Source organism: Streptomyces sp. 147326, from assembly GCF_045000215.1.
Taxonomy (GTDB): domain Bacteria; phylum Actinomycetota; class Actinomycetes; order Streptomycetales; family Streptomycetaceae; genus Streptomyces.
On record NZ_CP134201.1, the window covers coordinates 3,513,365 to 3,535,840 of the forward strand.

Here is a 22,476-nt window from a genome sequence, read left to right on the forward strand (position 1 = left end):
GACCCGCGGGGCCGGGCCCCGGGGGTCAGCGGGGGGTGGCCTTCGGGGAGGAGGACGGGCGGACGATTTCGCCCAGGGTCGGCACCGACTCCGGACGCGACCGCACCGCCTCCGTGCACTCCCACGCCCGCGGCGGATCCTCGTCCGGCCCGCCCAGAACCACCGGCCCCGGCCCCGCCGACACCGCTTCGTTGCCCGCCAGCGTGCACACGACCTGCGACAGGGCCACCGGCGGCAGATCCTCCGGCTTACGGCTCAACCGCACCGTGCCCGCCGGATCCCCCGCCCGCGGCGCGGACACCGACAGCCCGGCCGGCACCCCGGTCGTGAAGCCGGCGTCCCGCTCGTCCCCGCTCGGAGTCTGCTCCAGCGCCTCCAGCAGTGCCTGCGCGACGAGGCCCACTGGCTCCCGTACGGGCATCTTCTCGGGCACCGGAACCACTCGGTCCACGCCCACCAGCTGCGATCCGCAGACCAGTTCGATCGTGGCCCGGAAGCCCTGCACCCCGCTCTGCCCGGCGGGCGCCGCCGGGGTGTCGCACGACACCCGTGACGGGGCCGGCCCCACGTCCACCGGCACGGTCGTCGCCCTGATCCCGCAGCCCGACGTCGCGAGCAGGGCGACCGCCACCAGCGGGACCACCACGGCCGGCACCACCGGCAGAGCCCTACGCATCCCGGTCACCCGCGATCACCTTCCCCACGTCCACCGGCAGCCGCAGGGTGAACAGCGCTCCGCCCCCCGCCGCGTTGGCGGCGGTGATGTCGCCGCCGTGGATGTGTGCGTTCTCCACGGCGATCGACAGGCCCAGCCCGCTCCCGTCCGACTTCGGCCGCGACGCGCTCGCCTTGTAGAACCGGTCGAAGACGTGCGGCAGGACCTCCTCGGGGATGCCCGGACCGTTGTCGCGGACCGCGATCACCAGCCACTCCCCGTCCACGGTCACCGACACCCGCACCGGCGAGCCGCCGTGCTTGAGCGCGTTGCCGATCAGGTTGGCCAGGATGACGTCGAGGCGGCGCGGGTCGAGCCGGGCCACGATGTCCCGTTCGGCGTCGAGTTCGACCGCGTCGAGCCAGGCCCGGGCGTCGATGCAGGCCGTGACCTGGTCGGCGACGTTCACGTCGTCCAGCACCAGGCGGGCCGTTCCGGCGTCGAAGCGGGTGACCTCCATGAGGTTCTCCACGAGGTCGTTCAGCCGCCGCGTCTCGCTGACGACCAGCGCCACCGCCGGTGCGATCATCGGATCGAGGTCGTCGACCTCTTCCTCCAGCACCTCCGCCACCGCCGTCAACGCGGTCAGCGGCGTGCGCAGTTCGTGGGACATGTCCGCGACGAAGCGCCGGCTGGACTCCTCCCGCGCGCTCATGTCGGCGACCTTCTTCTCCAGCGCCTCGGCCGTCTTGTTGAAGGTGTGCGACAGGTCGGCGAGTTCGTCCGTACCCGACACGTCGAGGCGGTGGTCCAGCTCGCCCTCGCCGAGCCGCCGGGCCGCGTCTCCCAGTCGCTGCACGGGCTTGAGCACCGTACGGGCCGCCGCCTGCGCCAGCAGTGCGGAGCCGAGCAGCGCCAGACCGGTGGCGATCGTCAGCGACCAGGCGAGCGCGTTCAGGTCGTCCCGCTCCTGGGCGAGCGACTTGTACATGTAGCCGGTCGGCCCGCCGCCCACGATCCGGGTGCCGCCGACCAGGTACGGGTTGCCGTTCGGCTTCGTCCGCTGCCAGTACATGTGGTACTCGGCGTCGTTCGCCGCGGTCGTCTTCTGCTCGTCGTTCACGGCGTTCTGGAGGGACTTCGGTACGTCCTGCAGGCCGAAGGAGTCGGGACCGGCCGCACCGAACACCTGACGGCGGTCCTTGCGCTCGTGCACGAGCAGCACGCTGTAGCCGGGGCTGCTGCCCGCCATCAGCTCGGCGGTGCGCTGCATCTCCTCCGGCGTCGGGTCGGCGGGCAGGGCCGCGGCACGGTTCTGCATCTCCTGCCGGAAGTCGCCGAGGGCGGCGTCCTGGACGCGGGTGAGCACGGCCTCCCGGTTGAGCCAGTACGCGATCCCGGACGCGGAGACCGCGGCCGTCAGGGCGACCAGGGCGAAGACGATGAGGAGCCGCAGCCGCAGGCTGGTCCAGCGCCGGCCCGCGAGCAACGCGCGGATCACTGCGGGGAGTCCAGGCGGTAGCCGACGCCGCGGACCGTACGGATCAGGGTGGGGGAGGACGGCACGTCCTCGACCTTGGCGCGCAGTCGCTGGACGCAGGCGTCGACGAGCCGCGAGTCGCCGAGGTAGTCGTGCTCCCAGACCAGCCGCAGCAACTGCTGGCGGGACAGCGCCTGCCCGGGCCTGCGGCTCAGTTCGAGCAGCAGCCGCAGCTCGGTCGGGGTGAGCTGGAGGTCCTCGCCGTTCTTGGTGACCGTCATGGCGGCCCGGTCGATGACGAGGGAGCCGAAGCTCGCCGAGTCGCTCGACTCGCGCTCGCCTCGGCGCAGGACCGCCCGGATGCGGGCGTCGAGCACCCGGCCCTGGACGGGCTTGACCACGTAGTCGTCGGCGCCGGACTCCAGGCCGACGACCACGTCGATGTCATCGCTGCGCGCGGTGAGCAGGATGATCGGCAGCTGGTCGGTGCGCCGGATGCGACGGCACACCTCGAAACCGTCGATCCCGGGCAGCATTACGTCCAGCACGATCAGATCCGGCCGCTGCTCGCGCAGCAGTTTCAGGCCGTCCTCGCCCGTCGCCGCAGTGGCCACACGGTGGCCCTGGCGAGACAGGGAGAGTTCGAGGGCCGTGCGGATGGCGTCGTCGTCCTCGATCAGCAACAGGAAGGGCACGGGCTCATTCTGTCCCATCGACAGTCGGGAGTTCGACCGTCGGAGCGAGGTGATCCTGCGGAGGCCGCTGTGACAGTGCTGTGACAGTCGACGGACACCCCGGTTAAGTCGGCGGGCCAGTCTTCTATCAACGCACAACGGACCGAAGCAGAGACACTCCACGACGGGGGGCGCGAGATGAACACGCTGCACAGCACCAACACCAGCGCGGTTGTCACGCGGCTGCACGATGTGAACCGCCGGGCGGGTGTCCGTACGGTGGCGGTCGCCCGTCCCCGGCCGGCCCACGTCGTAGCCATTGACGCAAACCAGTACCAGGCGGTTCCCGCCCAGCAGACGCCCTCCTCCACCTCGGAGGCCGAGTTCACGGCGTACGTCCAGGAACGGCGGGCCGCGCTGTACGCGACGGCCTTCCACCTCACCGGCGACCGCTACGAGGCCGAGGACCTGCTGCAGAGCGCGCTGTTCTCCACGTACCGCGCCTGGGACCGGATCAGCGACAAGGCGGCCGTCGGCGGCTACCTGCGCCGCACCATGACCAACCTGCACATCAGCGCGTGGCGCCGGCGGAAGCTGAACGAGTACCCGACGGAGGAGCTGCCGGAGACGGCCTCCGACACGGACGCGATGCGCGGTACGGAGCTGCGCACGGTGCTGTGGCAGGCGCTGACCCGGATCCCGGAGCCGCAGCGCACGATGCTGGTGCTGCGCTACTACGAGGGCCGCACGGACCCGGAGATCGCGGAGATCCTCGGGATCAGCGTCGGCACGGTGAAGTCGAGCATCTGGCGCTCGCTGCGCCGCCTGCGGGAGGACGAGGCGCTGAGCTTCGGCCGTGACGAGGCGGAGTCCTTCGAGGATCTCGTCGCGTAACGCGGCACACAAGACCATCGGGCCGGGGGGCCCGTCCCGCGGGGGTGGGACGGGGGCCGCGGGGGGAAGAGGCGGGATCAAGCGGCCGGGGGGTCCGCCTGATCCCGCCTTTTCGCATGTGCGGGGCGGGGCGGTGCGCGCCGGAGCCGGGCCCCTCGCCGGCGCGGCGCATGCGACGGCCACCTTCTGGACAGATAGTCTGCGCACAGATAATCTGCTCGTAGACATTCCGGACCGAGGAGACCGTCATGTGGGAGTACGAGCACGACATCGAGACCGACGCCGCACCCGAGGCGATCTGGCGGCTCTGGAGCGACGTGGAGAACTGGGGCGCCTGGAACGGCGAGATCGAGAAGATCGAGCTCCGCGGCCCGTTCGCCGAGGGCGCCGCGATCACGATGACCCCGCCCGGCGAGGAGCCGGTGGAGCTGACGGTCACCGACCTCGGCGAGGGGGAGCACTTCACCGACGAGGCCCGGTTCGGGCCGCTCGTCCTGCGCACCACGCACCGGCTCGTCCCGCTCGGACAGGGGCGCACCCGGGTGGTGTACCGGATGGAGATCACCGGCGAGGGCGCCGCCGAGGCCGGGCCGGGGATCGGTCCCGGCATCACCGCGGACTGGCCCGAGACGATGGCCGCGCTCGTACGCCTCGCGGCGCGGGGCTGAGCGCCTTGAAGCCCGGCGAGAGCCCCGGGTTCCTGCTCTGGCACGTCACGCTGCGCTGGCAGCGCGACATCGCCACGGCCCTGACCCCGCTCGACCTGACCCACGTGCAGTTCGTCCTGCTCGCCTGCACCTGGTGGCTGAACGGCCAGGGCGAGCGGCCCAACCAGCTGGCCGTCGCCCGCCAGGCGGGCACGGACGTGAAGATGACCTCCCAGGTGCTGCGCACCCTGGAGAAGAAGGGCCTGATCGAACGCGAGGTGGACCCGGCCGACACGCGTGCCAAGCGGCTGCGCGTCACCGGCCTCGGCGCCGAGCTGGCCCCGCGCGCGATCGCGGCCGTCGAGGAGGTCGACGCGCGGTTCTTCGGGCCGGTCCCGGTCGAGGAGGCGGTGGCCCTGCTCGGCCGCCTGGCCGCGGAAGGCGGGGAGTAGCCGGGGGCCGGGCGGGGGCTAGGCGGGAGCGGGGGTGTGGCGGTGGCGGCCGGCGGCGGCCGCGGCGAGGCGGCCGAGGGCCTCGTCACGGCCGCACGCGTGCGCGCCCAGCGCGATGTGACGCGCCACGATGCCCCGCTCCGCCCGCATCAGCCGAAGGCCGCGCCGCAGCAGGAACAGGACCGACTTGCGCCCCTCCCGCAGATCGCGCGCCAGCCGGCGGCGGAAGGTGGTGGACGGCCGCCCGCGCAGACAGATCGCGTCCGCGAGCAGCCCCAGCTCCTGGCAGCGGGCGACGATGTCCGCCGCGAAGATCCCCTCCGCGATGAACAGCGGCGTGCGCGCGATGTCCAGCGCCTCCGCCCCGGTCCGCGAGGACGTCGCGATGTCGTACACCGGGACCTCGGTGCGGCCCGCCGCGCACAGCTCCTCGATCGCCGCCACGGCGGTGTCCGCGTCCCAGGACAGCGGCGAGTCCCAGTCGATGTCCGAACTGCCCTCGACCAGCGGGAGGGTCGGGTCGTCACCCTCCTTGTAGAAGTCGTCCAGGCGCAGCACGGGCAGCCCCGAGCGGGCCGCCAGCGAGGACTTGCCGGATCCCGAGGGTCCGGTCAGAAGGACGACACGCGTCGGCAAAGGAGAGGAGGAGCTCACGGGACACCAGTTTGAATCCTCCCCCGCGAAAAGACAAAAGGGGATTCCTGACTCACGCAGCCTGGCAGCCCTGCGGGCTGTCAGGTCTTCCGCGATCGGCGCCAGCCGGGTTGAGACCAGCCCGGACCGACATCACGTATGCGGAATTCTTGTCTCTCGGTGCGAACGTATCGCCCCGCCTCGCCACCCTCGCCCGATTCCCGACGGCCTCCACGAACGAGTGACCTCATCGGCCCGCGGACCTGCCCGCTGGTCTCGAGGAGCGCGGCTCCACTACGCTGCGTGCGCGCATGATTACGATCGACCGCATACGACCACAGGGTGGGAATCCCATGGCACGCCACGCAGCAGCCTCCTCCGCAAGCAGCCGGCTCCGTTCCGCGGGTCTGACGGTCTCCATGGCGGGCGCCGCGCTCGCGATGGCCGCGGGGGGTGCTCAGGCCAGTGAGCTCGATGTGCCGGCGGCTCTGGCCGGGGTCACCGATCCGGTGGCGAACCTCAAGGTGAACCCGCTCGCCCACACCGGCGTGGACCCGCTGGACAACGGCGTGGCCACCAAGGTCGCGGACTTCCCCGCCGTCGGCACCGGCATGGTCACCGGGGTCCTGACCCAGGGGCCGTCCGTCGGCGAGCTGCCCACCGCCGCGGTCTCCTCGCTGCTCGGGCCGGTCCTGCCGAAGAAGTGAAGAAGTAGGGAAGCGGGTACGCGGAGGCCCCGGCAGCGCGGGGGACGCTGCCGGGGCCGGTTCGCGGGGATCTTCTCCTAGTACGAGGATCCGCCCGAGCCCAGCGACCCCGTGGGGTGCCAGACCGTCTTGGTCTCCAGGAACGCCGTCATGCGCGACGTGCCCGGGTCGGCGTTCCAGTCGCCCACAGGCTGTGGACGCAGGACGCGCTTGAGGTTGTCGGCCGCCGCGATCTCCAGCTCCTTGGCCAGCGCCGCATCGGCTCCGGCCAGGTCGATCGCGTTGACGTCCTGGTGGGACGCCAGGTGCGGGCCCATCTCGGCGGCCTTGCCGGACAGGATGTTGACCACGCCGCCGGGCAGGTCGGAGGTGGCGAGCACCTCGCCCAGGGAGAGGGCCGGCAGCGGAGACTTCTCGGAGGTGATCACGACCGCCGTGTTGCCGGTCGCGATGACCGGGGCGATCACCGAGATCAGGCCCAGGAACGACGAGTCCTGGGGGGCGATCACGGTCACGACGCCGGTCGGCTCCGGGGTGGAGAGGTTGAAGAACGGCCCCGCGACCGGGTTGGCCCCGCCCACGATCTGGCCGATCTTGTCGGTCCAGCCCGCGTACCAGACCCAGCGGTCGACGGCCGCGTCCACGACGGCGCCGGCCTTCGACTTGGACAGCCCCTCGGCCTCGCCGACCTCGCGGACGAACTGCTCCCGGCGGCCCTCCAGCATCTCGGCGATGCGGTAGAGGATCTGGCCGCGGTTGTACGCGGTCGCGCCCGACCAGCCGCCGAAGGCCTTGCGCGCGGCGACGACCGCGTCACGGGCGTCCTTGCGGGAGGACAGCGGCGCGTTGGCCAGCCAGTTGCCCTTTGAGTCCGTCACCTCGTACACCCGGCCGCTCTCGGAGCGGGGGAACTTGCCCCCGACGTACAGCTTGTAGGTCTTGAAGACGTTCAGACGGGTCGACTCAGACATCGAGGTAGCCCTCCAGGCCGTGGCGGCCGCCCTCGCGGCCGAAGCCCGACTCCTTGTAGCCGCCGAAGGGCGAGGTCGGGTCGAACTTGTTGAACGTGTTGGCCCAGACGACGCCCGCGCGGAGCTTGTTCGCGACCGCGAGGATGCGGCTGCCCTTCTCCGTCCAGATGCCGGCGGACAGGCCGTACTGGCTGTTGTTGGCCTTCGCGACGGCCTCGTCGGGCGTGCGGAAGGTCAGCACGGACAGCACCGGGCCGAAGATCTCGTCACGGGCGACGGTGTGCGCCTGGGTGACGTTCGTGAAGAGCGTCGGGGCGAACCAGTAGCCGGCGGACGGCAGCTCGCACGCCGGGGACCAGCGCTCGGCGCCCTCGGCCTCGCCGGTCTCCGCGAGCGCGGTGATCCGGGCGAGCTGCTCGGCGGAGTTGATCGCGCCGATGTCGGTGTTCTTGTCGAGCGGGTCGCCCAGGCGCAGCGTGGAGAGGCGGCGCTTGAGGCTGTCCAGCAGCTCGTCGTGGATCGACTCCTGGACCAGCAGGCGGGAGCCCGCGCAGCAGACCTGGCCCTGGTTGAAGAAGATGCCGTTGACGATGCCCTCGACGGCCTGGTCGATGGGGGCGTCGTCGAAGACGATGTTGGCGCCCTTGCCGCCCAGCTCCAGGGTGACCTTCTTGTCGGTGCCGGCGACGTGGCGGGCGATCTTCTTGCCCACGGCGGTCGAGCCGGTGAAGGCGACCTTGTTGACGTCCGGGTGCTCGACGAGGGCCGCGCCCGCGTCGCCGTAGCCGGTGAGGATGTTGACGACGCCCTTGGGCAGGCCCGCCTGGCGGCAGATGTCCGCGAAGAACAGGGCCGAGAGGGGGGTCGTCTCCGCCGGCTTCAGCACGACCGTGTTGCCGGTGGCGAGCGCCGGGGCGATCTTCCACGCGAGCATCAGCAGCGGGAAGTTCCACGGGATGACCTGGCCGGCCACGCCGAGGGGGCGCGGGTTCGCGCCGTAGCCCGCGTGGTCGAGCTTGTCGGCCCAGCCGGCGTAGTAGAAGAAGTGGGCGGCGACCAGCGGGAGGTCCGCGTCGCGGGTCTCCTTGATCGGCTTGCCGTTGTCCAGGGTCTCCAGGACGGCGAGCTCGCGGCTGCGCTCCTGGATGATCCGGGCGATGCGGAAGAGGTACTTGGCGCGCTCGGAGCCGGGCAGCGCGGACCACTTCTCGAAGGCCTTGCGGGCGGCCTTGACGGCGCGGTCCACGTCGGCGGCGCCGGCCTGGGCGACCTCGGCGAGGACCTCCTCGGACGACGGCGAGACGGTCTTGAAGACCTTGCCGTCGGCGGCGTCGGTGAACTCGCCGTCGATGAAGAGCCCGTAGGAGGGGGCGATGTCGACGACCGAGCGGGACTCGGGAGCCGGTGCGTATTCGAATGCAGATGCCATGGTGATCAGTCCACCGTCACGTAGTCGGGACCGGAGTAACGGCCGGTGCTCAGCTTCTGGCGCTGCATCAGCAGGTCGTTGAGCAGGCTGGAGGCGCCGAAGCGGAACCAGTGGTTGCTCAGCCAGTCCTCGCCCACGGTCTCGTTGACCAGGACCAGGAACTTGATCGCGTCCTTGGTGGTGCGGATGCCGCCGGCCGGCTTCACGCCGATCTGGATTCCAGTCTGCTCCCGGAAGTCGCGGACGGCTTCGAGCATGAGCAGGGTGTTCGCGGGGGTGGCGTTGACGCCCACCTTGCCGGTCGACGTCTTGATGAAGTCGGCGCCCGCGAGCATGCCGATCCAGGAGGCCCGGCGGATGTTGTCGTAGGTCGACAGTTCGCCGGTCTCGAAGATGACCTTGAGGCGGGCCGCGGTGCCGTCGGGGCGGACGCAGGCCTCCTTGACGGCCTTGATCAGCTCGTACGTGTCGAGGTAGCGGCCGGCGAGGAAGGCGCCACGGTCGATGACCATGTCGATCTCGTCGGCGCCGGCGGCGACGGCGTCACGGGTGTCCGCGAGCTTGACGGGCAGCGCGGCGCGGCCGGCCGGGAAGGCGGTGGCGACGGAGGCGACCTTGACGTCGGCGCCGTTCAGCGCGGCCTTGGCGGTGGCCACCATGTCGGGGTAGACGCAGACCGCGGCGGTCATGGGCGTCGTACGGTCGGTCGGATCGGGATGGACGGCCTTGGCGGAGAGCGCCCGGACCTTGCCCGGGGTGTCCGCGCCTTCGAGCGTCGTCAGGTCGATCATCGAGATGGCCAGGTCGATGGCGTACGCCTTGGCCGTCGTCTTGATCGAACGGGTGCCGAGGGAGGCCGCGCGGGCCTCCAGGCCGACAGTGTCGACGCCGGGCAGCCCGTGCAGGAAGCGGCGCAGCGCACTGTCGGACGTCGTCACGTCAGCGAATGCGGTGAGGGTGGTGGGCATGGTCACCACATGAGCATATCTACGCGCGTAGCGACCTGTCACCCCCACCCTCCGATTCATTCGGAACCGAGGGCCCCGTTTGCTGTTACGCGGCCATGACAGGAGCAAGATCTTCCACGCGTACGCGAGCCATAGTTTTCTCTTCAGCAGCCCGCCACACCTGACCCGGTGCACCAGACCGAACAGACGCAACGCGGCATGCGGCTCTCCTCCACTCTCCTCACCCACGCTTCAAGGAGTCGTTATGCGTACCGCCCTCCGCACCTCGATCGTCACCGCCGCCCTCGCGGGCGCGGTGTTCGCACCCCTCGCCGGCAGCGCCTTCGCCGCCCCGGTCGCCGCCGCACCCGTCACGGCCGTGCCGCAGACGGCCGCCACCGCGGACGACGACCGCTACGAGGGCGAGGTGCACGCCATCGGCCAGGGCATGGTCGCGGTGCTGCGCAACAAGGAGGAGGGCCCCGAGGCCTGGATCCGCTGGGTCGGCCACGACTGGAAGCCGGGCGACCCCTACATGGTCTCGGTCGTGGCGAAGCTGGACCGGACCCGGACCTCCGACAAGGTCGGCGACGTGTACCTCGAACTCACCGAGGCCGAATCCGCCGAGCCCGTGCTCGTCGTCACCCGGGGCGGGGTCGCCAAGTCCTACCCGCTGCCGAAGGCTTCGCCGCCGCCGGCCGACAAGTGCGTCTCCCGGCTCGAGCGGGTCGACATCGGGGAGGGCAGCGTCGCCGACCTGACGATGTCGCCGGAGGGCCCCAAGGCCGTCGCCCACTCCGCCGACCCGTCCCGGACCTGGTCGTTGACGCTGACCCGTACCGACCCCACGGGCCGGGACGTGCGCATCGTGAACCCGAGCGGCGCCCACCCCGTCTTCGAGTGGTCGAACCCCCAGGGCGGCGTCCACGTCCCGCTCGGTAAGGCCTACTTCCCCGGGCTCCCCCAGGGCTGCAAGCTCAACTACAAGGTGCAGGAAGACGCGGCCACGCCTGTGCCGCAGCCCACCGCGTCGGCCGCCCCCACCACCGCCGCCCCGATGAAGCCGCAGACCGCGGGACAGACGTCGGTGGTCCCGAAGGGTCCGGTCGCCGCGGGCGCCGAGCTCCCGGTCGAGACCGCCGCGGACACCGGAAACACCGCCACCATGACGGCCGGCGCCGCCCTGATCGCCGCCTTCGGCGCCCTGGGCGCCAGCGTGGTCCTGCGCCGCCGCCGCCCCACGCGGGGCTGACGCGCCCTCATCCCCTCCTGTTCCTGCCCTCCTCCGGCGGGCCACCCACCCGGTGGCCCGCCGAAAGCCGTCTCCGGAGTCCTGCATGGCCCACCGCGTCCGCCCCCTGCTCGCCGCCGTCCTCCTCGCCGCCGCCCTGACCGGCTGCGGCGCGGCCACCGCCGGCGCACCCGCGCCCGGCGCGACCGCCCCCTCCGCCGCCCCGCCGTCGGTCACGCCCACCACCGCCCCCGCGGCCCGCACGGTGGCCGCCCCGCTGCCCGCCTCCGCGCCCGTACGCGTACGGATCCCGGCGGCCGGCGTGGACGCCTCCCCGCTGCTGCGGCTGGGGCTGGCCGCCGACGGCACCGTGGAGGTGCCCTCCGTGGCCGACGGGGACAAGATCGGCTGGTACACCAGGGGCGTCACCCCCGGCGAGACCGGTCCCGCCGTGCTGATCGGCCACTTCGACACCGCGCGCGGCCCGGCCGTGCTGAAGGACGTCGCGCGCGTGCGCGCCGGTGAGCAGATCACGGTCTCGCGGGCGGACGGCAGCACGGCCGTCTTCCGCGTCCGCGAGCTGGAGCAGGTGGACAAGAAGAGGTTCCCGACCGCCAAGGTGTACGGGGACACCGCGGGTCCCGAGCTGCGCATCATCACCTGCGGCGGCGAGATCACCGACGGCCACCGGCCCGACAACATCATCCTGTACGCCGATCTCGTCGGCTGATCCACCCGGCGGCACAGTGGGGCAGAATCGACCCCATGAGCAGCCAGCAGCAGCCGACCGATGAGCCCGTCCACGACGACCGGGTCTACCGCTCCACCATGGGCGTCGTCTCGGGGGTACTGCTGCTCGCGCTGACCGCGTGGCTCTGCGGTGACGCCGTACTGCGCGGCTCGGGGAACACTCCCTGGATCGCGGTGGCCTTGGCACTGTGCGCCGTACCGCTGATCGTGGCGTTCACGATCCGCCCGGCGGTCTTCGCCGACGACGACCGGATGCGCGTGCGCAACCCCTTCCGGGTCATCGAGCTGCCCTGGGCGGCCGTGGACGCGGTGCGCTCCGGCTACTCGGCGGAGGTGCTGGCCGAGGGGTCGAAGTACCAGCTGTGGTCCGTGCCCGTTTCGCTGCGCGAGCGGAAGAAGGCGAACCGGCAGCGGCTGCACTACGAGGGTCTAAAGGACCGGGAGCAGCGGAGCCCCGGCGAGAAGCCCCGGATGCCGGCCGAGCCGATGCGGGCGAGCGCGGACCGGATCGTGGACGAGCTGCAGCGGATGGCCGAACGCGGCGCCGAGCGGGCCGGTGCCCAGGGCAGCGTGCGCATCCACTGGTCGTACGAGATCATCGCGCCCGCCGTGGTCGGCGCGCTGGCGCTGATCGTCCTCATCGCCATCCGCTGACCTGCGCGGAGCGGCCCCGGGTGCTCCCGGCCACACCCCCCGTCAGGACGGAACCGGGGCTACCGGGTGGTGCGTCCTCGCAGGTGTGCAGCGTCTTGAGGCCGGCGGCAGCGCCGCCACCGCCACCGCGATCCATCTCCGGCTCCGACTCCTGGCCGGGGTCCTGCTCGCCGCCCATCTCCTGGTCGTCGGCTGGCTGACCCTTCGGCCGCTCGACGTACCCTGGGCCGCGGCCGCCAATCTGACCCCTCTGGAGGGGATCCGGACGGACCTCGCCTACGGGCCGCTGGAGGCGGCCCGGCGGATCGGCGAGGGCCTGGCCCTGCTGGCCCCGCTCGGGGTGCTGCTGCCGCTGGCGGGCGGACGGCTCGCGCTGTCGACGCTGTCCGCGTGGTCCTCGCTGGCCCGGACCGCCGCCGCGGGCGCGCTGGTCTCGCTGAGCATCGAGATGCTCCAGACCGCCGTCCCGGGCCAGGTCGTCGACGTGGATTCGGTGCTGCTGAACACCGCCGGTGTGCTGCTCGCACACGTGGCCGTCGTACCGGCCCTGCGGGCCCGGCTGCGGCGTTCACACACCGCTTATCAGGGGAACACCCCGAAGATTTCCAGGGTCGGGCTCGGCCCCTGGACCGACGTTCTGTCAGCGGTCCAGCGGGAATATTGAGTCATCGCGAGGCCGTGCCGGTCTTCAGAACCGCGATCCCGACGAAGGAGAACCCCATGAGCGCCCTTGTCCGCCCCCGTGACGGCCGCTGGATCGGTGGAGTGTGCGCCGGACTGGCCAGGCGTTTCGGAATTTCCGCGAACACGATGCGAGCCATTTTCGCCGTCTCGTGCCTGCTGCCCGGCCCGCAGTTCCTGATCTACATCGCGCTGTGGGTGCTGCTGCCGAACGAGAAGTCCGCCTCCACCGCCTGGTGACCGGCGGCCGCGATCGGCGGCCGCCCGGCGGGGCGGCCGGTCAGCCGGCCTTGCGGACCTTCTCCAGCTGCTTGTCGGCCACTTCCTGCGGTACCTGGGCCTTCTTCTCGGCCGCCGCCACGTTGAGGGCCATCAGCCGCACGATGGTGTCGCCCTCACGTGCGACGACCAGGTGGACCGGCGCCGAGACGCCCTGGGCGGCCGCGGTCGTGGTCCAGCTGACGGTCTCGTCGCCGCTCGTGCGGTAGGCGGCGGCCCGCACCTCGCGGTAGCTGCCGGTCTGCTTCTCGACGGTGGCGGAGAAGCCCGTACCGCAGGCGGCCACGGCGGCCTTGAGCCGGGCGATCAGCGCCTTGGCGTCGCTCTCGGCGTAGGAGCTGACGGAGGCGGACACGGCGAGCCCGACCTGCTTCTGGGAGCCGACGCCGCGGTTGACGGTCTGGCGCGCGGCCGGGTCCGGCTTGTCTCCCATGATGTCGGCCAGCGGCTGGCAGGCCTTGCGGTCGGCCTGCGGCTGACCGTCCGGGGCATTGGGGTTCTTGCCCTGGGCGGAGATCTGGTAGCCGGGCAGGTCGCCCTGTTCCAGCGCGGAGCGGTCGAGCCGGGTGCCGCCGGTCTTCGGCGTGGCGGATGCCGGTGATCCCGTCGAGCCGGCGGACGGTACCGGGGCGCCGGGTGCGCCGGAGGAACCCTTGGGGTCCGGGTCCTTGCCCGTGGCGGGGGTGCCGCTGCTGCACCCCACCGCCGCGATGAGCAGGGCGGGGACCAGCGCGACCATCGTCGCTCGTGCCTTCATGTGCATGACCAAGGACCTCAAACCGCTTATGTCGGCGGGCAGTTGGTGGCGATCGTGGCACACGGCACAACGCGGCGCCCACCCACTCGATCAGGCGTGCGCCACGCGTGCTCGCGTACGAATCCAGCTACGAATCAGCCGCCGAGGTTGCTGGTCGGCAGACCGCCGAGCAGACCGGTGACCGGAGCGAGCGCGGCGGCCGGGTCGCTCGACTGCTGCCCCTCCTCGGCCTTCACCTGCTGCTGGCTGGTGAGCCCCTGGGCGGCGCCGGTGACGGTGCCCAGGGCGTCGGTGAGACCGACTGCGGGAACGGCGGCGGAAGCGGTACCGGCGGCGACGGCGGTGAGGGCGGCACCGAGAGCGGCGACGCCGAGGGTCTTGGCAGCTGACTGCTTCATGAAAGGTATTCCTTGCGACGGGGAATTGAGCGGCTCCGCAAACTAGTCACTTGAAACCCTCGCCCGCAAACATCATTAAATACGAGAAAACGCCCGGGAATTGCCCCTCCCGGGCGCTTTCAGTACGTCATGCCGTGGCCTAGGCCGAGACAGAACCGCTGGTGGAAGCGGTCTGCTGGAACAGCCACTCCGACTTCAGCTCCGCATAGCCGGGCTTGATGACCTCGTTGATCATGGCCAATCGTTCATCGAAAGGAATGAACGCGGACTTCATCGCATTGACGGTGAACCACTGCATGTCGTCCAGCGTGTAGCCGAAGGTGTCCACCAGGTGCTCGAACTCGCGGCTCATGCTGGTGCCGCTCATCAGCCGGTTGTCGGTGTTGACCGTGAGCCTGAAGTGCAGCTTCCGCAGCAGACCGATCGGGTGCTCGGCGTACGAGGCGGCCGCGGCCGTCTGCAGGTTCGAGGTCGGGCACATCTCCAGGGGGATGCGCTTGTCCCGGACGTACGAGGCCAGGCGGCCCAGGGTCACGGAACCGTCGGCGGCGACCTCGATGTCATCGATGATCTTCACGCCGTGACCGAGGCGGTCGGCGCCGCACCACTGCAGGGCCTGCCAGATCGACGGCAGACCGAAGGCCTCGCCCGCGTGGATGGTGAAGTGGTTGTTCTCGCGCTTGAGGTACTCGAAGGCGTCGAGGTGGCGGGTGGGAGGGAAACCGGCCTCGGCACCGGCGATGTCGAAGCCGGCGACGCCGTTGTCGCGGTAGCGGTTCGCCAGCTCGGCGATCTCCAGCGCACGGGCCGCGTGGCGCATCGCGGTCAGCAGGGCGCCGATGCGGATGCGGTGGCCGTTGGCCTTCGCGCGCCGCTCGCCCTCGCGGAAGCCGTCGTTCACGGCCTCGACGACCTCTTCGAGGGTCAGGCCGGCTTCCAGGTGCTGTTCGGGGGCGTAGCGGATCTCGGCGTACACGACGCCGTCCTCGGCCAGGTCCTCGGCGCACTCGGCGGCGACCCGGAAGAGGGCCGCCTTCGTCTGCATGACCGCGCAGGTGTGCGCGAAGGTCTCGAGGTAGCGCGGGAGGGAGCCGGAGTCGGCGGCTTCACGGAACCAGATGCCGAGCTTGTCGGCGTCGGTCTCGGGGAGGTTCTCGTAGCCGACCTCGCGGGCCAGCTCGATGATCGTCCCGGGGCGCAGTCCACCGTCGAGGTGATCGTGCAGGAGCACCTTCGGGGAGCGGCGGATCTGATCCGGGGTCGGCAGGTTGGGGGTCTCGCTCGTCATCTGCGCACTCTAGCTCCTACGCGCGTAGAGCGGGGTGTCCACGGCGGGCGTCGATATGTAACAGAGACCGCGCGGACGGATGGCGTACACCTCAGGGGTCTGAGACTGTTCCGCCATGGCACAGCATGCGCCGCCGGCGCGCGGGGCCCGTCTGGGGCGGGCGGCCGGCGCGAGAACCGGCTCGGGTTCGACGGAAAGTCCGGTCAACGGGGTGGTGCTCCTGCTTCCCGGAGCGTCCAGATTCTCCCCCGGTCCGGTACGTCCGCTCGCGCGGGCGCTGGCCCGGGAGGGCGGGGCGGACGGGCTGGTCACGCACACCGTCGTCCACGGCGGGGAGTCCTCGCGGGAGGAGCAGGCGGGGTGGGCGGCGGACGAGGTGGTGCGGCGGTACGGGGACGTGCCGGTGTGCCTGGCCGGCTACGACGCGGGGGGACTGGCCGCGCTGCGCGCCGCGGGGCACGGGGCCGTCAACTCCGTTCTGGCGATGGCTCCGTGTTTAGGTGAGGCGGCCGCCCCGGACTCCCCTGAACCGGTGAAACAGCTGTCGGGGCGGCAGGTGTTGATCGTGCACGGCACCAACGACGCGCGCAGCGACCCGGAGACCTCCTTCCGGCTGGCGGCGCGGGCGAAGAAGGCGAATCGTTCGACCTGCCGCTTCGAGGTGCATTCGGACGGCCACGGGCTGCGCGAGCACCAGGCCGAAGTGGTGGCGCTGGCCGTGGACTTCGTACTCGGCGCGGTGTTCTCGGGGCGGTACTCGCGGCCGGTGACGGACGCCCTGGCCGCGCCGCCGCCCCTGGGCCTGCGGATGCCGCTCGCCTCCGGATTCGGCAGGTCGCTGCGCAGGTGAGGGCGGGGCGGTCCGCGCGGGCACGGAGCGCGGGCACGGAGAGAGAGCCCGCGCGTAGAGTGAAAGCAAGGACTCGGGCTTCTCCGACGGAGGCGATGACCATGGCCGGTCTGGTGTCCAAGAGTTTCGACAAGGCGGACGAGACCCGGCCGTTCGAGGGCGGCAAGGGCCGGCTGGACCTGGTGGAGACGGACGGCGGCGGCCTGGTCGGGCGCGCCGTCTTCGAGCCGGGCTGGAAGTGGTCCGAGCACATCAAGCCGCTGGCCGGTACGGACAGCTGCCTGGGCGACCACACCGGGTACGTCGTGAAGGGCCGCATGCAGATCGTCATGGACGGCGGCGACAGCATCGAGGTCGCGGCGGGCGACTACGTCCGGATCCCGCCCGGGCACGACGCCTGGGTCGTGGGCGACGAACAGTGCGTCGTCCTGGACTGGACCGGCTACGGGAACTTCGCGAAGCCTTCCGGCTGAGGCCCCCGCAGACCGCCCGGCGACCCCTGCCGGAGCAGACCCGCGGCCCGGTCGAGGGTGCGGGCCAGCGAGCCCGCCGTCGGGGCGGTGGCGAGGACGTAGGCGTGGTGCAGCGCGCCCGTGGGGGCACGGCGGACCAGGGCGCCCGGCGGGATCTCCAGCTGGACCCGGGCCACGCCGGGCACGGCGCGGGCCGCGGCGAGCGCCGCGCGGACCCCGTCGAGGCGGCCGGGAGGGAAGTCCACGTACCGCAGCCCGGCGTGGGCGGTGCGCGGGCGTGGGACGCGCACGGGCTCGGGCAGGCCGAGCCCGGCGGCGAGCGCGAGGCCGAGCACGTCGATGCCGTGGGCGAGCCGCAGCAGCCCGGCGAACTCCTCGGGGCCGGGGCGGGCGTGCGCCTCGACGAGGCGGGGGCCGTGCGGGGTGAGGACGACACCGGTGTGCGAGGGGCCGTCGCGGTGGCGAACGAGGTCGAGGACGGCGCGTACGAGGGCCCGTACGGCCTCGCCGGTCCGGGGGGCCAGGGCCACCGGCAGGCCGTGGCCGGTGGCCGCGAAGCTGGTGGGGGTGAGGTGCGGGGCGGCGGGGGCGGGCAGGCGGCGGGCCCAGCCGAGGATGCGGTGGCGGCCCGCTCTGGAATGGGCCTCGACGGTGAGCTCCGGGCCTTCGAGGTACTCCTCGACGAGGAGGTCGGTGACCTCGGGGTAGCCGTGGGCGGCGGCCCGGGCCTCGGCCTCGTCGCGGACCAGCCGGACCCCTTCCCCGCCGGCGCCCGCCCGGGGCTTGACGACGCAGGGGTAGCCGATGAGGCCGGTGACGAAGGGGAGCGTGTCGGCGCGGCCGCAGCGGGCGAAGGAGACCGGCCGGACCGGGTGCACGGCGTTGGAGCGGGCGCGCAGGGCGGCCTTGTCCATGAGGGCGGTGACGGCGGCGGTGGGGGTGCCGGGCAGGCCCAGCTCCTCGTTGGCGCGGGCGGCGGCGAGGGCTCCGGCGGCGTCGAAGCCGAAGACGGCGGCGCGGCCGTGCCGGACGGCCTCCATCCGGCCGACGGCCCCGACCAGGTGCCGGTGGTCGCGCCAGTCCGTCCGTACCCGCCGCTCCGCCCCCTCACGGTCGGATGGCACCGATGGACCCGGCGCGACCACCACGGTGTGCGCGCCCGCACGGCGGGCGGCCGCCACCACGGCTGGCCGCGGGCTCAGCAGGACGGCCACGGGCCCCCGCCCCTCACCGGCCGTCCGCTGCCGCATACCGCGCTCCCCCCTCACGCCGTGCATCCACTGTGCCGGTTCGGCATATGCCGGTCGCGGCGGGCCAGGCGTCGTCTTGCCGCCTTGCGGGAACACGAGGGGTTTACAGACATGAACAGAACGGGACGAATGGGAATATGCCCGCAGAGGAGACCGGAGCAGGCGGAGCGGCCGGAGGGACCGGAGCCGCCGGGGAGCTGAGTCCCGCGGCCCGGCGCCTGTACGCGTACGCCGTCGAGCGGCACGCCTTCGACGCGGCCGAGGCCACCGAGGCCCTGGGCGTGCGCGCCGCCGCCGCGATCACCGAGCTGGCCGCCGCGCACCTGCTCCAGCGGGCCCCGGGCGGCGGGCCGGAGCGGTGGAGCGCGGTGGCGCCCCGGGCCGCGGCGGCCCGCGCGCTGGCCCCGCTGGCCCTGCTCGTACGGGAGACCCACGACGAGATGGACCGGCTGCGGGGGCGGCTGGAGACGCTGGTGCCGGCCTACGAGGCGGGGACCGCGCACCGGGACCTGAGCGGGTCGGGCCGCCTGGAGCTGGTCACGGACCTCGGCGCGGTACGGGGGCTGATCGCGGAACTGGCCGCTTCCTGCGAGCGGGAGCTGCTGACCTCGCAGCCCGGCGGCGGCCGGCCGCTGGAGACGCTGGAGGAGTCGATCGGACGGGACGAGTCGCTGCTGACGCGCGGGGTCCGGATGCGCACGATCTACCAGCACCACGGCGCGGTACTCGCGGCCGACGGCGGCGTACGTCGAGCGGGTGACGGCACTGGGCGCGCAGGTACGGACGCTGGGCGACGGGCTGATGCGGATGCTGGTCTTCGACGGGCGCACGGGACTGATGGCGGTGCCGGACCGGACCGGCGCGGCGCTGGTGGTGCGGGAGCCGAGCGTCGTGCACTTCATGACGGCGGCCTTCGAGCGGTCCTGGCTGGGGGCGGAGCCGTTCCCGACCTCGGTGAGCCCGGAGGCGGCGCGGTCGATCTCGGACGAGCTGCGGCAGACGATCGTGCGGCTGCTGTCGGAGGGCCTGGAGGACAAGGTGATCGCGCGCCGCCTCGGCATGTCGGAGCGGACGTGCCAGCGCCACATCGCGGAGATCATGCGGGCGGTGGGCGCCAAGTCCCGCTTCCAGGCCGGCTACTTGCTCTCCGCGACGCCGGCCCCCGCACCGGCCCCGGCGGACCCGGGAGGGACGGCCTCATGACGGCCCCGGCGGGTGCGGGGGCCGGCCCGGTTCACGCGGCGGGCGGTTCCAGTGCGGGGATCAGGCTGCCCCTCCTGGACAGGAGGAAGCGTTTGAACTCTGCCACCGGTGGGGTGTCGGGGTGGCCGTCGAGCCAGGCGAGGCCGATCTCGCGGACGGCGCGCGGCGCGGTGACCGTCAGTTCGACCACCCCGGGGCGGGCCACGGCCGGGGGCGGCAGGAGGGCCACGCCGAGGCCGGCGGCGACCAGGCCGCGCAGGGTTTCGGCCTCCTCGCCCTCGAAGGCGACGCGCGGGGTGAAGCCGGCTTCCGCGCACAGGTCGTCGGTGATGCGGCGCAGGCCGTAGCCGGGTTCGAGGGTCACGAAGGTTTCCTCCGCGGCCTCGGCGAGGCGGATGCGCTTGCGGACGGCGAGGCGGTGGTCCTCGGGGACGACCAGGCGCAAGCGCTGTTCGTCGAGGCGGCGGGCGACGAGGTCGGGGGCGTCGGGGAGTGGCGAGGTGAGGCAGAGGTCGAGTTCGCCGGCCCGGAGCTTCTCCAGCATGGCCTCGCCGTAGTTCTGGACGAGGGAGAAGCGCACACGGGGGTGGTCGGCCCGGAAGGCGCGGATCAGGCCGGGTACGGTCTCGGAGCCGAGGGTGTGGAGGAAGCCGAAGGCGACCTTGCCGAAGGCCGGGTCGGCGTCCTGCTGGACGGATTCGGCGGCGCGGGCGATGCCGTCCAGGGCCTGTTCGGCGGAGGCCAGGAAGGTGCGGCCCGCCGTGGTGAGGGCGACGTTGCGGCCCTTGCGGGCGAACAGCGTGACGCCCAGGTCCTGTTCGAGGCGGACCATGGCCCGCGACAGGGTGGACTGCGGTACGCCCAGTTCGTGCGCGGCGCGGGTGACGTGCTCGTGCCGGGCGACGGCGGCGAAGTAGGCCAGCCGGGGCGCCAGCAGACGTGTCACGGTCATGTCTTCTTCGTAACGGTTCATAGACAGGCACCGTCCTGAGCTGTGCTGATGCGTGAGTGGATCGATTATCGCGATTCTGTGCATTGGACGCATCAAAAACACCGGCCTACCTTCGATGCATGCCTCCCGTTCATACCGGGGCACCCGTCATCCCGGGTGCCTCCACCCCGTCGTTTCCGCAGCCCAGCCCCCCCGAGCTCCGAGCCCCCGGCCGCCCCGGCTACCGCCGGATGAGCCTCGCGCTCTTCGCCGCCGGACTCGCGACCTTCGCCCTCCTCTACTCCACCCAGGCGCTGCTGCCCGCGATCTCCGACGGGTTCGGGGTGACCGCGGGTCAGGCCAGCTGGACGGTGTCCGCGGCCACCGGCGCGCTCGCCCTGTTCGTCCTGCCGCTCAGCGCGCTGTCCGAGCGGTTCGGGCGCACCCGGATGATGACCTGGTCGATGGCGGTGGCCGTGGGCGTGGGCCTGCTGGTGCCGTTCGCGCCGAGCCTGGAGTGGCTGGTGGCGCTGCGCGCCGTCCAGGGCGCGGCGATCGCCGGGATCCCGGCCTCCGCGATGGCGTACCTGGCGGAGGAGGTCAAGCCGAAGGCCCTGGTGGGCGCGATCGGCCTGTTCGTGGCGGGGAACTCCATCGGCGGCATGAGCGGCCGCCTCGTCACCGGCTGGGCGGCACAGCTGGGGGGCTGGCGGGCGGGGCTGGGAGCGGTCGCGCTGATGTCGCTGGCCTGCGCGGCGGCGTTCCTGGTGCTGCTGCCCCGGGCGCGGTTCTTCCGCCCGGCGTCGCTGAACCCGCGTGCGGTGGGCCGTACGGTCGTCGGTCATCTGCGCGATCCGCTGCTGCTGCGGCTGTACGGGATCGGCGCGCTGTTCATGACGGTGTTCGGCGCGGTCTACACGGTCATCGGCTACCGCCTGGTGGAGGAGCCGTTCTCGCTCGGGCAGGGCGTGATCGGGTCGATCTTCCTGATCTACCTGGTGGGGACGGTGTCCTCGGCCGCCGCCGGCAAGCTGGTGGCCCGTACGGGGCGGCGCGGCGCGCTGTACCTGGCCGTGACGACCACGGCGCTGGGGCTGTTGCTGTCACTGGCCGAGTCCCTGGCGGCGGTCCTGATCGGGCTGGTCCTGATCACGGCGGGCTTCTTCGCCGGGCACGCGGCGGCCTCCGCCGCGGTGAGCCGGACGGCGAAGACGGGCCGCGCGCAGGCCTCCGCGCTCTACCAGTCGGCGTACTACCTCGGCTCCAGCGCCGGTGGCACCCTGGGCGCCCTCGCGTACCACGGGGCCGGGTGGGCGGCCACGGTCGGGATCGCGCTGCTGGCGGTGCTGGGCGTCGTGTCGATCACCCTGTACGGCTCGCACGCGGCCCGTGCGGAACGGCGGATGCCGACGTCGGCCATGGCCGCGCGCTGACGAAATCTACGCTCCCGCACGAGGCAACCCCCGCATGTTTTCCGGGCATCCAACACGGAGAACGGAAGCTGTGCGAACAGGGGAGGACCGGATGGGGACGCTGACGACACGCGTGCGCGTGAAGCGGCGGGCGACGGTACTGGGCGGGGTGCTGGCGCTGGCGCTGCCGCTGGTGGTCGCGGGAGGCGGGACGGCGCAGGCGGCCGCGTCCTGCAATCTGACCACCGGGCCGTACCAGCGGCAGGTGGAGCAGTTCCTGGGGCGGCCCGTGGACGGGAAGCAGTCCGCGGCGGACTGCACGGCGACCAGGTCGTTCCAGGCGGCCCACGGGATCACCCCGGCCCAGGGGTACGCCGGACCGCTGACCTGGCAGACGATGAGCACGATGCTGGCCCAGCGGGCGGCGGGCAGCACCCCGAACAAGGCGGGCAACTGCCCCACGAACCGGGGGCGGATCGCCTGCGTCGACCTGACGCGGCAGCTCAGCTGGATCCAGGACGGTGCGGCGCTGAAGTACGGTCCCGTCCCGGTCCGCACCGGCAAGGACGGCACGGAGACCCGGACCGGCCTCAAGAAGATCTATTACCGCAGCATCGACCACTGGTCGACGCTGTACGACGTCTCGATGCCGTACGCGCAGTTCTTCGACGGCGGCATCGCCTTCCACTCGACCACCAAGAGCATGTGGAACCCGCCCGGTTCGGGCGGCTGCGTGAACATGCGGCCCGCCGACGCCAAGGCGTACTGGAACCTGCTGGGGAAGGGCGAGGACGTCTACGTGTACGGCCGCAAGCCCGGCACCTGATTCC

General features: G+C 72.3%; 26 protein-coding genes and 1 pseudogene. 14 read left to right on the plus strand and 13 right to left on the minus strand.

Annotated features, from left to right (window positions below):
• Nucleotides 1-25: 25 nt before the first annotated feature.
• From RIU97_RS15450 to afsQ1, 3 genes are read right to left on the minus strand one after another with little or no spacing between them, the layout of a single operon-like run.
• Nucleotides 26-676: a hypothetical protein gene (locus tag RIU97_RS15450; RefSeq protein ID WP_404962845.1), complete on the minus strand. Its 651-nt coding sequence runs from the start codon at nt 674-676 to the stop codon at nt 26-28.
• Nucleotides 669-2,156, minus strand: a complete 1,488-nt coding sequence (locus RIU97_RS15455) for an ATP-binding protein (protein WP_404957180.1) — start codon at nt 2,154-2,156, stop codon at nt 669-671. The genes RIU97_RS15450 and RIU97_RS15455 overlap by 8 nt, the downstream gene beginning before the upstream one ends.
• Entirely contained in the window at nt 2,153-2,830 is a 678-nt protein-coding gene (gene afsQ1 / locus RIU97_RS15460; protein WP_063754818.1) for a two-component system response regulator AfsQ1, read from the minus strand. The genes RIU97_RS15455 and afsQ1 overlap by 4 nt, the downstream gene beginning before the upstream one ends.
• 177 nt (nt 2,831-3,007) lie before the next feature.
• Between afsQ1 and RIU97_RS15465 the strand changes: the two genes are divergently transcribed.
• The 3 genes from RIU97_RS15465 to RIU97_RS15475 all read left to right on the plus strand — a co-directional run bounded on the left by RIU97_RS15465 (nt 3,008) and on the right by RIU97_RS15475 (nt 4,802).
• Nucleotides 3,008-3,703 (plus strand): SigE family RNA polymerase sigma factor, encoded by a 696-nt coding sequence (locus RIU97_RS15465; protein WP_404957182.1) that lies wholly within the window; start codon nt 3,008-3,010, stop codon nt 3,701-3,703.
• A 248-nt stretch (nt 3,704-3,951) separates the two neighbouring features.
• Nucleotides 3,952-4,371 carry an SRPBCC family protein gene (locus RIU97_RS15470; RefSeq protein WP_404957184.1) on the plus strand — a complete coding sequence of 140 codons (420 nt, stop codon included), beginning with the start codon at nt 3,952-3,954 and terminating at the stop codon, nt 4,369-4,371.
• Nucleotides 4,372-4,376: 5 nt separating this feature from the next.
• Nucleotides 4,377-4,802, plus strand: a complete 426-nt coding sequence (locus RIU97_RS15475; protein ID WP_404957186.1) for a MarR family winged helix-turn-helix transcriptional regulator — start codon at nt 4,377-4,379, stop codon at nt 4,800-4,802.
• Nucleotides 4,803-4,820: 18 nt separating this feature from the next.
• On the opposite strand, the gene RIU97_RS15480 is transcribed toward RIU97_RS15475, so the two are convergent.
• Both RIU97_RS15480 and RIU97_RS15485 read right to left on the minus strand, forming a co-directional pair.
• Nucleotides 4,821-5,456, minus strand: coding sequence for a uridine kinase (locus tag RIU97_RS15480; protein ID WP_404957188.1), 636 nt, complete (start codon nt 5,454-5,456; stop codon nt 4,821-4,823).
• 52 nt (nt 5,457-5,508) lie between these two features.
• Nucleotides 5,509-5,619 (minus strand): annotated as a pseudogene (locus RIU97_RS15485) (RNA-guided endonuclease TnpB family protein); the annotation flags it as partial.
• Between the two features lie 169 nt (nt 5,620-5,788).
• Between RIU97_RS15485 and RIU97_RS15490 the strand changes: the two are divergent.
• Entirely contained in the window at nt 5,789-6,142 is a 354-nt protein-coding gene (locus RIU97_RS15490; RefSeq protein ID WP_404957190.1) for a hypothetical protein, read from the plus strand.
• A gap of 77 nt (nt 6,143-6,219) precedes the next feature.
• Here the strand turns inward: RIU97_RS15490 and RIU97_RS15495 are convergent, their stop codons facing one another.
• From RIU97_RS15495 to deoC, 3 genes are read right to left on the minus strand one after another with little or no spacing between them, the layout of a single operon-like run.
• Nucleotides 6,220-7,113: an aldehyde dehydrogenase family protein gene (locus RIU97_RS15495; protein ID WP_404957192.1), complete on the minus strand. Its 894-nt coding sequence runs from the start codon at nt 7,111-7,113 to the stop codon at nt 6,220-6,222.
• On the minus strand, nt 7,106-8,542 hold the full coding sequence (locus RIU97_RS15500; protein WP_404957194.1) for an aldehyde dehydrogenase family protein: 1,437 nt from the start codon (nt 8,540-8,542) through the stop codon (nt 7,106-7,108). The genes RIU97_RS15495 and RIU97_RS15500 overlap by 8 nt, the downstream gene beginning before the upstream one ends.
• Nucleotides 8,543-8,547: 5 nt before the next feature.
• Complete coding sequence (gene deoC, locus RIU97_RS15505; protein WP_404962846.1) at nt 8,548-9,510, minus strand: deoxyribose-phosphate aldolase; 963 nt, start codon at nt 9,508-9,510, stop codon at nt 8,548-8,550.
• A 244-nt stretch (nt 9,511-9,754) separates the two neighbouring features.
• On the opposite strand from deoC, the gene RIU97_RS15510 reads away from it, so the two are divergent.
• From RIU97_RS15510 to RIU97_RS15530, 5 genes are all read left to right on the plus strand, one after another.
• Complete coding sequence (locus tag RIU97_RS15510) at nt 9,755-10,741, plus strand: hypothetical protein (protein ID WP_404957196.1); 987 nt, start codon at nt 9,755-9,757, stop codon at nt 10,739-10,741.
• A gap of 85 nt (nt 10,742-10,826) precedes the next feature.
• Nucleotides 10,827-11,450, plus strand: coding sequence for a class F sortase (locus RIU97_RS15515; protein WP_404957198.1), 624 nt, complete (start codon nt 10,827-10,829; stop codon nt 11,448-11,450).
• A gap of 35 nt (nt 11,451-11,485) precedes the next feature.
• The gene (locus tag RIU97_RS15520) at nt 11,486-12,124 is read left to right on the plus strand and encodes a PH domain-containing protein (protein ID WP_404957200.1); all 639 of its coding nucleotides are present in this window, start codon (nt 11,486-11,488) and stop codon (nt 12,122-12,124) included.
• A gap of 85 nt (nt 12,125-12,209) precedes the next feature.
• Nucleotides 12,210-12,788 (plus strand): VanZ family protein, encoded by a 579-nt coding sequence (locus RIU97_RS15525; RefSeq protein ID WP_404957202.1) that lies wholly within the window; start codon nt 12,210-12,212, stop codon nt 12,786-12,788.
• 56 nt (nt 12,789-12,844) lie between these two features.
• Nucleotides 12,845-13,045: a PspC domain-containing protein gene (locus tag RIU97_RS15530; protein WP_327415949.1), complete on the plus strand. Its 201-nt coding sequence runs from the start codon at nt 12,845-12,847 to the stop codon at nt 13,043-13,045.
• Nucleotides 13,046-13,085: 40 nt separating this feature from the next.
• On the opposite strand, the gene RIU97_RS15535 is transcribed toward RIU97_RS15530, so the two are convergent.
• The 3 genes from RIU97_RS15535 to RIU97_RS15545 form a co-directional block, all read right to left on the minus strand.
• Nucleotides 13,086-13,841 (minus strand): hypothetical protein, encoded by a 756-nt coding sequence (locus tag RIU97_RS15535; protein WP_404957204.1) that lies wholly within the window; start codon nt 13,839-13,841, stop codon nt 13,086-13,088.
• A 134-nt stretch (nt 13,842-13,975) separates the two neighbouring features.
• On the minus strand, nt 13,976-14,239 hold the full coding sequence (locus tag RIU97_RS15540) for a hypothetical protein (protein WP_404957206.1): 264 nt from the start codon (nt 14,237-14,239) through the stop codon (nt 13,976-13,978).
• A 139-nt stretch (nt 14,240-14,378) separates the two neighbouring features.
• On the minus strand, nt 14,379-15,527 hold the full coding sequence (locus RIU97_RS15545) for an adenosine deaminase (protein WP_404957208.1): 1,149 nt from the start codon (nt 15,525-15,527) through the stop codon (nt 14,379-14,381).
• Nucleotides 15,528-15,642: 115 nt separating this feature from the next.
• Here RIU97_RS15545 and RIU97_RS15550 point away from each other — a divergent pair, with 115 nt between their 5' ends.
• Together RIU97_RS15550 and RIU97_RS15555 are read left to right on the plus strand one after the other, a co-directional pair.
• Nucleotides 15,643-16,377 carry an alpha/beta hydrolase gene (locus RIU97_RS15550; RefSeq protein ID WP_404957210.1) on the plus strand — a complete coding sequence of 245 codons (735 nt, stop codon included), beginning with the start codon at nt 15,643-15,645 and terminating at the stop codon, nt 16,375-16,377.
• 101 nt (nt 16,378-16,478) lie between these two features.
• Nucleotides 16,479-16,850, plus strand: a complete 372-nt coding sequence (locus RIU97_RS15555; RefSeq protein WP_404957212.1) for a cupin domain-containing protein — start codon at nt 16,479-16,481, stop codon at nt 16,848-16,850.
• On the opposite strand, the gene RIU97_RS15560 is transcribed toward RIU97_RS15555, so the two are convergent.
• Complete coding sequence (locus RIU97_RS15560; RefSeq protein ID WP_404957214.1) at nt 16,820-18,100, minus strand: ATP-grasp domain-containing protein; 1,281 nt, start codon at nt 18,098-18,100, stop codon at nt 16,820-16,822. The two genes, RIU97_RS15555 and RIU97_RS15560, sit on opposite strands and share 31 nt — an antisense overlap.
• A gap of 756 nt (nt 18,101-18,856) precedes the next feature.
• On the opposite strand from RIU97_RS15560, the gene RIU97_RS15565 reads away from it, so the two are divergent.
• Nucleotides 18,857-19,303: a LuxR C-terminal-related transcriptional regulator gene (locus tag RIU97_RS15565; protein ID WP_404957216.1), complete on the plus strand. Its 447-nt coding sequence runs from the start codon at nt 18,857-18,859 to the stop codon at nt 19,301-19,303.
• A 31-nt stretch (nt 19,304-19,334) separates the two neighbouring features.
• On the opposite strand, the gene RIU97_RS15570 is transcribed toward RIU97_RS15565, so the two are convergent.
• The gene (locus RIU97_RS15570; RefSeq protein WP_404957218.1) at nt 19,335-20,276 is read right to left on the minus strand and encodes a LysR family transcriptional regulator; all 942 of its coding nucleotides are present in this window, start codon (nt 20,274-20,276) and stop codon (nt 19,335-19,337) included.
• 98 nt (nt 20,277-20,374) lie between these two features.
• Between RIU97_RS15570 and RIU97_RS15575 the strand changes: the two genes are divergently transcribed.
• Entirely contained in the window at nt 20,375-21,667 is a 1,293-nt protein-coding gene (locus tag RIU97_RS15575; protein ID WP_404957220.1) for an MFS transporter, read from the plus strand.
• A 91-nt stretch (nt 21,668-21,758) separates the two neighbouring features.
• Entirely contained in the window at nt 21,759-22,472 is a 714-nt protein-coding gene (locus tag RIU97_RS15580) for a L,D-transpeptidase family protein (protein WP_404957222.1), read from the plus strand.
• Nucleotides 22,473-22,476 lie beyond the last annotated feature (4 nt).

Coding starts and splice junctions, on each gene's coding strand:
- RIU97_RS15450 (WP_404962845.1), bottom strand. CDS start 676: ATGCGTAGGGCTCTGCCGGTGGTGCCGGCCGTGGTGGTCCCGCTGGTG.
- RIU97_RS15495 (WP_404957192.1), bottom strand. CDS start 7,113: ATGTCTGAGTCGACCCGTCTGAACGTCTTCAAGACCTACAAGCTGTAC.
- RIU97_RS15520 (WP_404957200.1), top strand. CDS start 11,486: ATGAGCAGCCAGCAGCAGCCGACCGATGAGCCCGTCCACGACGACCGG.
- RIU97_RS15560 (WP_404957214.1), bottom strand. CDS start 18,100: ATGCGGCAGCGGACGGCCGGTGAGGGGCGGGGGCCCGTGGCCGTCCTG.
- RIU97_RS15500 (WP_404957194.1), bottom strand. CDS start 8,542: ATGGCATCTGCATTCGAATACGCACCGGCTCCCGAGTCCCGCTCGGTC.
- RIU97_RS15555 (WP_404957212.1), top strand. CDS start 16,479: ATGGCCGGTCTGGTGTCCAAGAGTTTCGACAAGGCGGACGAGACCCGG.
- RIU97_RS15465 (WP_404957182.1), top strand. CDS start 3,008: ATGAACACGCTGCACAGCACCAACACCAGCGCGGTTGTCACGCGGCTG.
- deoC (WP_404962846.1), bottom strand. CDS start 9,510: ATGCCCACCACCCTCACCGCATTCGCTGACGTGACGACGTCCGACAGT.
- RIU97_RS15575 (WP_404957220.1), top strand. CDS start 20,375: ATGCCTCCCGTTCATACCGGGGCACCCGTCATCCCGGGTGCCTCCACC.
- RIU97_RS15510 (WP_404957196.1), top strand. CDS start 9,755: ATGCGTACCGCCCTCCGCACCTCGATCGTCACCGCCGCCCTCGCGGGC.
- RIU97_RS15580 (WP_404957222.1), top strand. CDS start 21,759: ATGGGGACGCTGACGACACGCGTGCGCGTGAAGCGGCGGGCGACGGTA.
- RIU97_RS15570 (WP_404957218.1), bottom strand. CDS start 20,276: ATGAACCGTTACGAAGAAGACATGACCGTGACACGTCTGCTGGCGCCC.
- RIU97_RS15545 (WP_404957208.1), bottom strand. CDS start 15,527: ATGACGAGCGAGACCCCCAACCTGCCGACCCCGGATCAGATCCGCCGC.
- RIU97_RS15530 (WP_327415949.1), top strand. CDS start 12,845: ATGAGCGCCCTTGTCCGCCCCCGTGACGGCCGCTGGATCGGTGGAGTG.
- RIU97_RS15490 (WP_404957190.1), top strand. CDS start 5,789: ATGGCACGCCACGCAGCAGCCTCCTCCGCAAGCAGCCGGCTCCGTTCC.
- RIU97_RS15470 (WP_404957184.1), top strand. CDS start 3,952: ATGTGGGAGTACGAGCACGACATCGAGACCGACGCCGCACCCGAGGCG.
- RIU97_RS15515 (WP_404957198.1), top strand. CDS start 10,827: ATGGCCCACCGCGTCCGCCCCCTGCTCGCCGCCGTCCTCCTCGCCGCC.
- RIU97_RS15540 (WP_404957206.1), bottom strand. CDS start 14,239: ATGAAGCAGTCAGCTGCCAAGACCCTCGGCGTCGCCGCTCTCGGTGCC.
- RIU97_RS15550 (WP_404957210.1), top strand. CDS start 15,643: ATGGCACAGCATGCGCCGCCGGCGCGCGGGGCCCGTCTGGGGCGGGCG.
- RIU97_RS15535 (WP_404957204.1), bottom strand. CDS start 13,841: ATGAAGGCACGAGCGACGATGGTCGCGCTGGTCCCCGCCCTGCTCATC.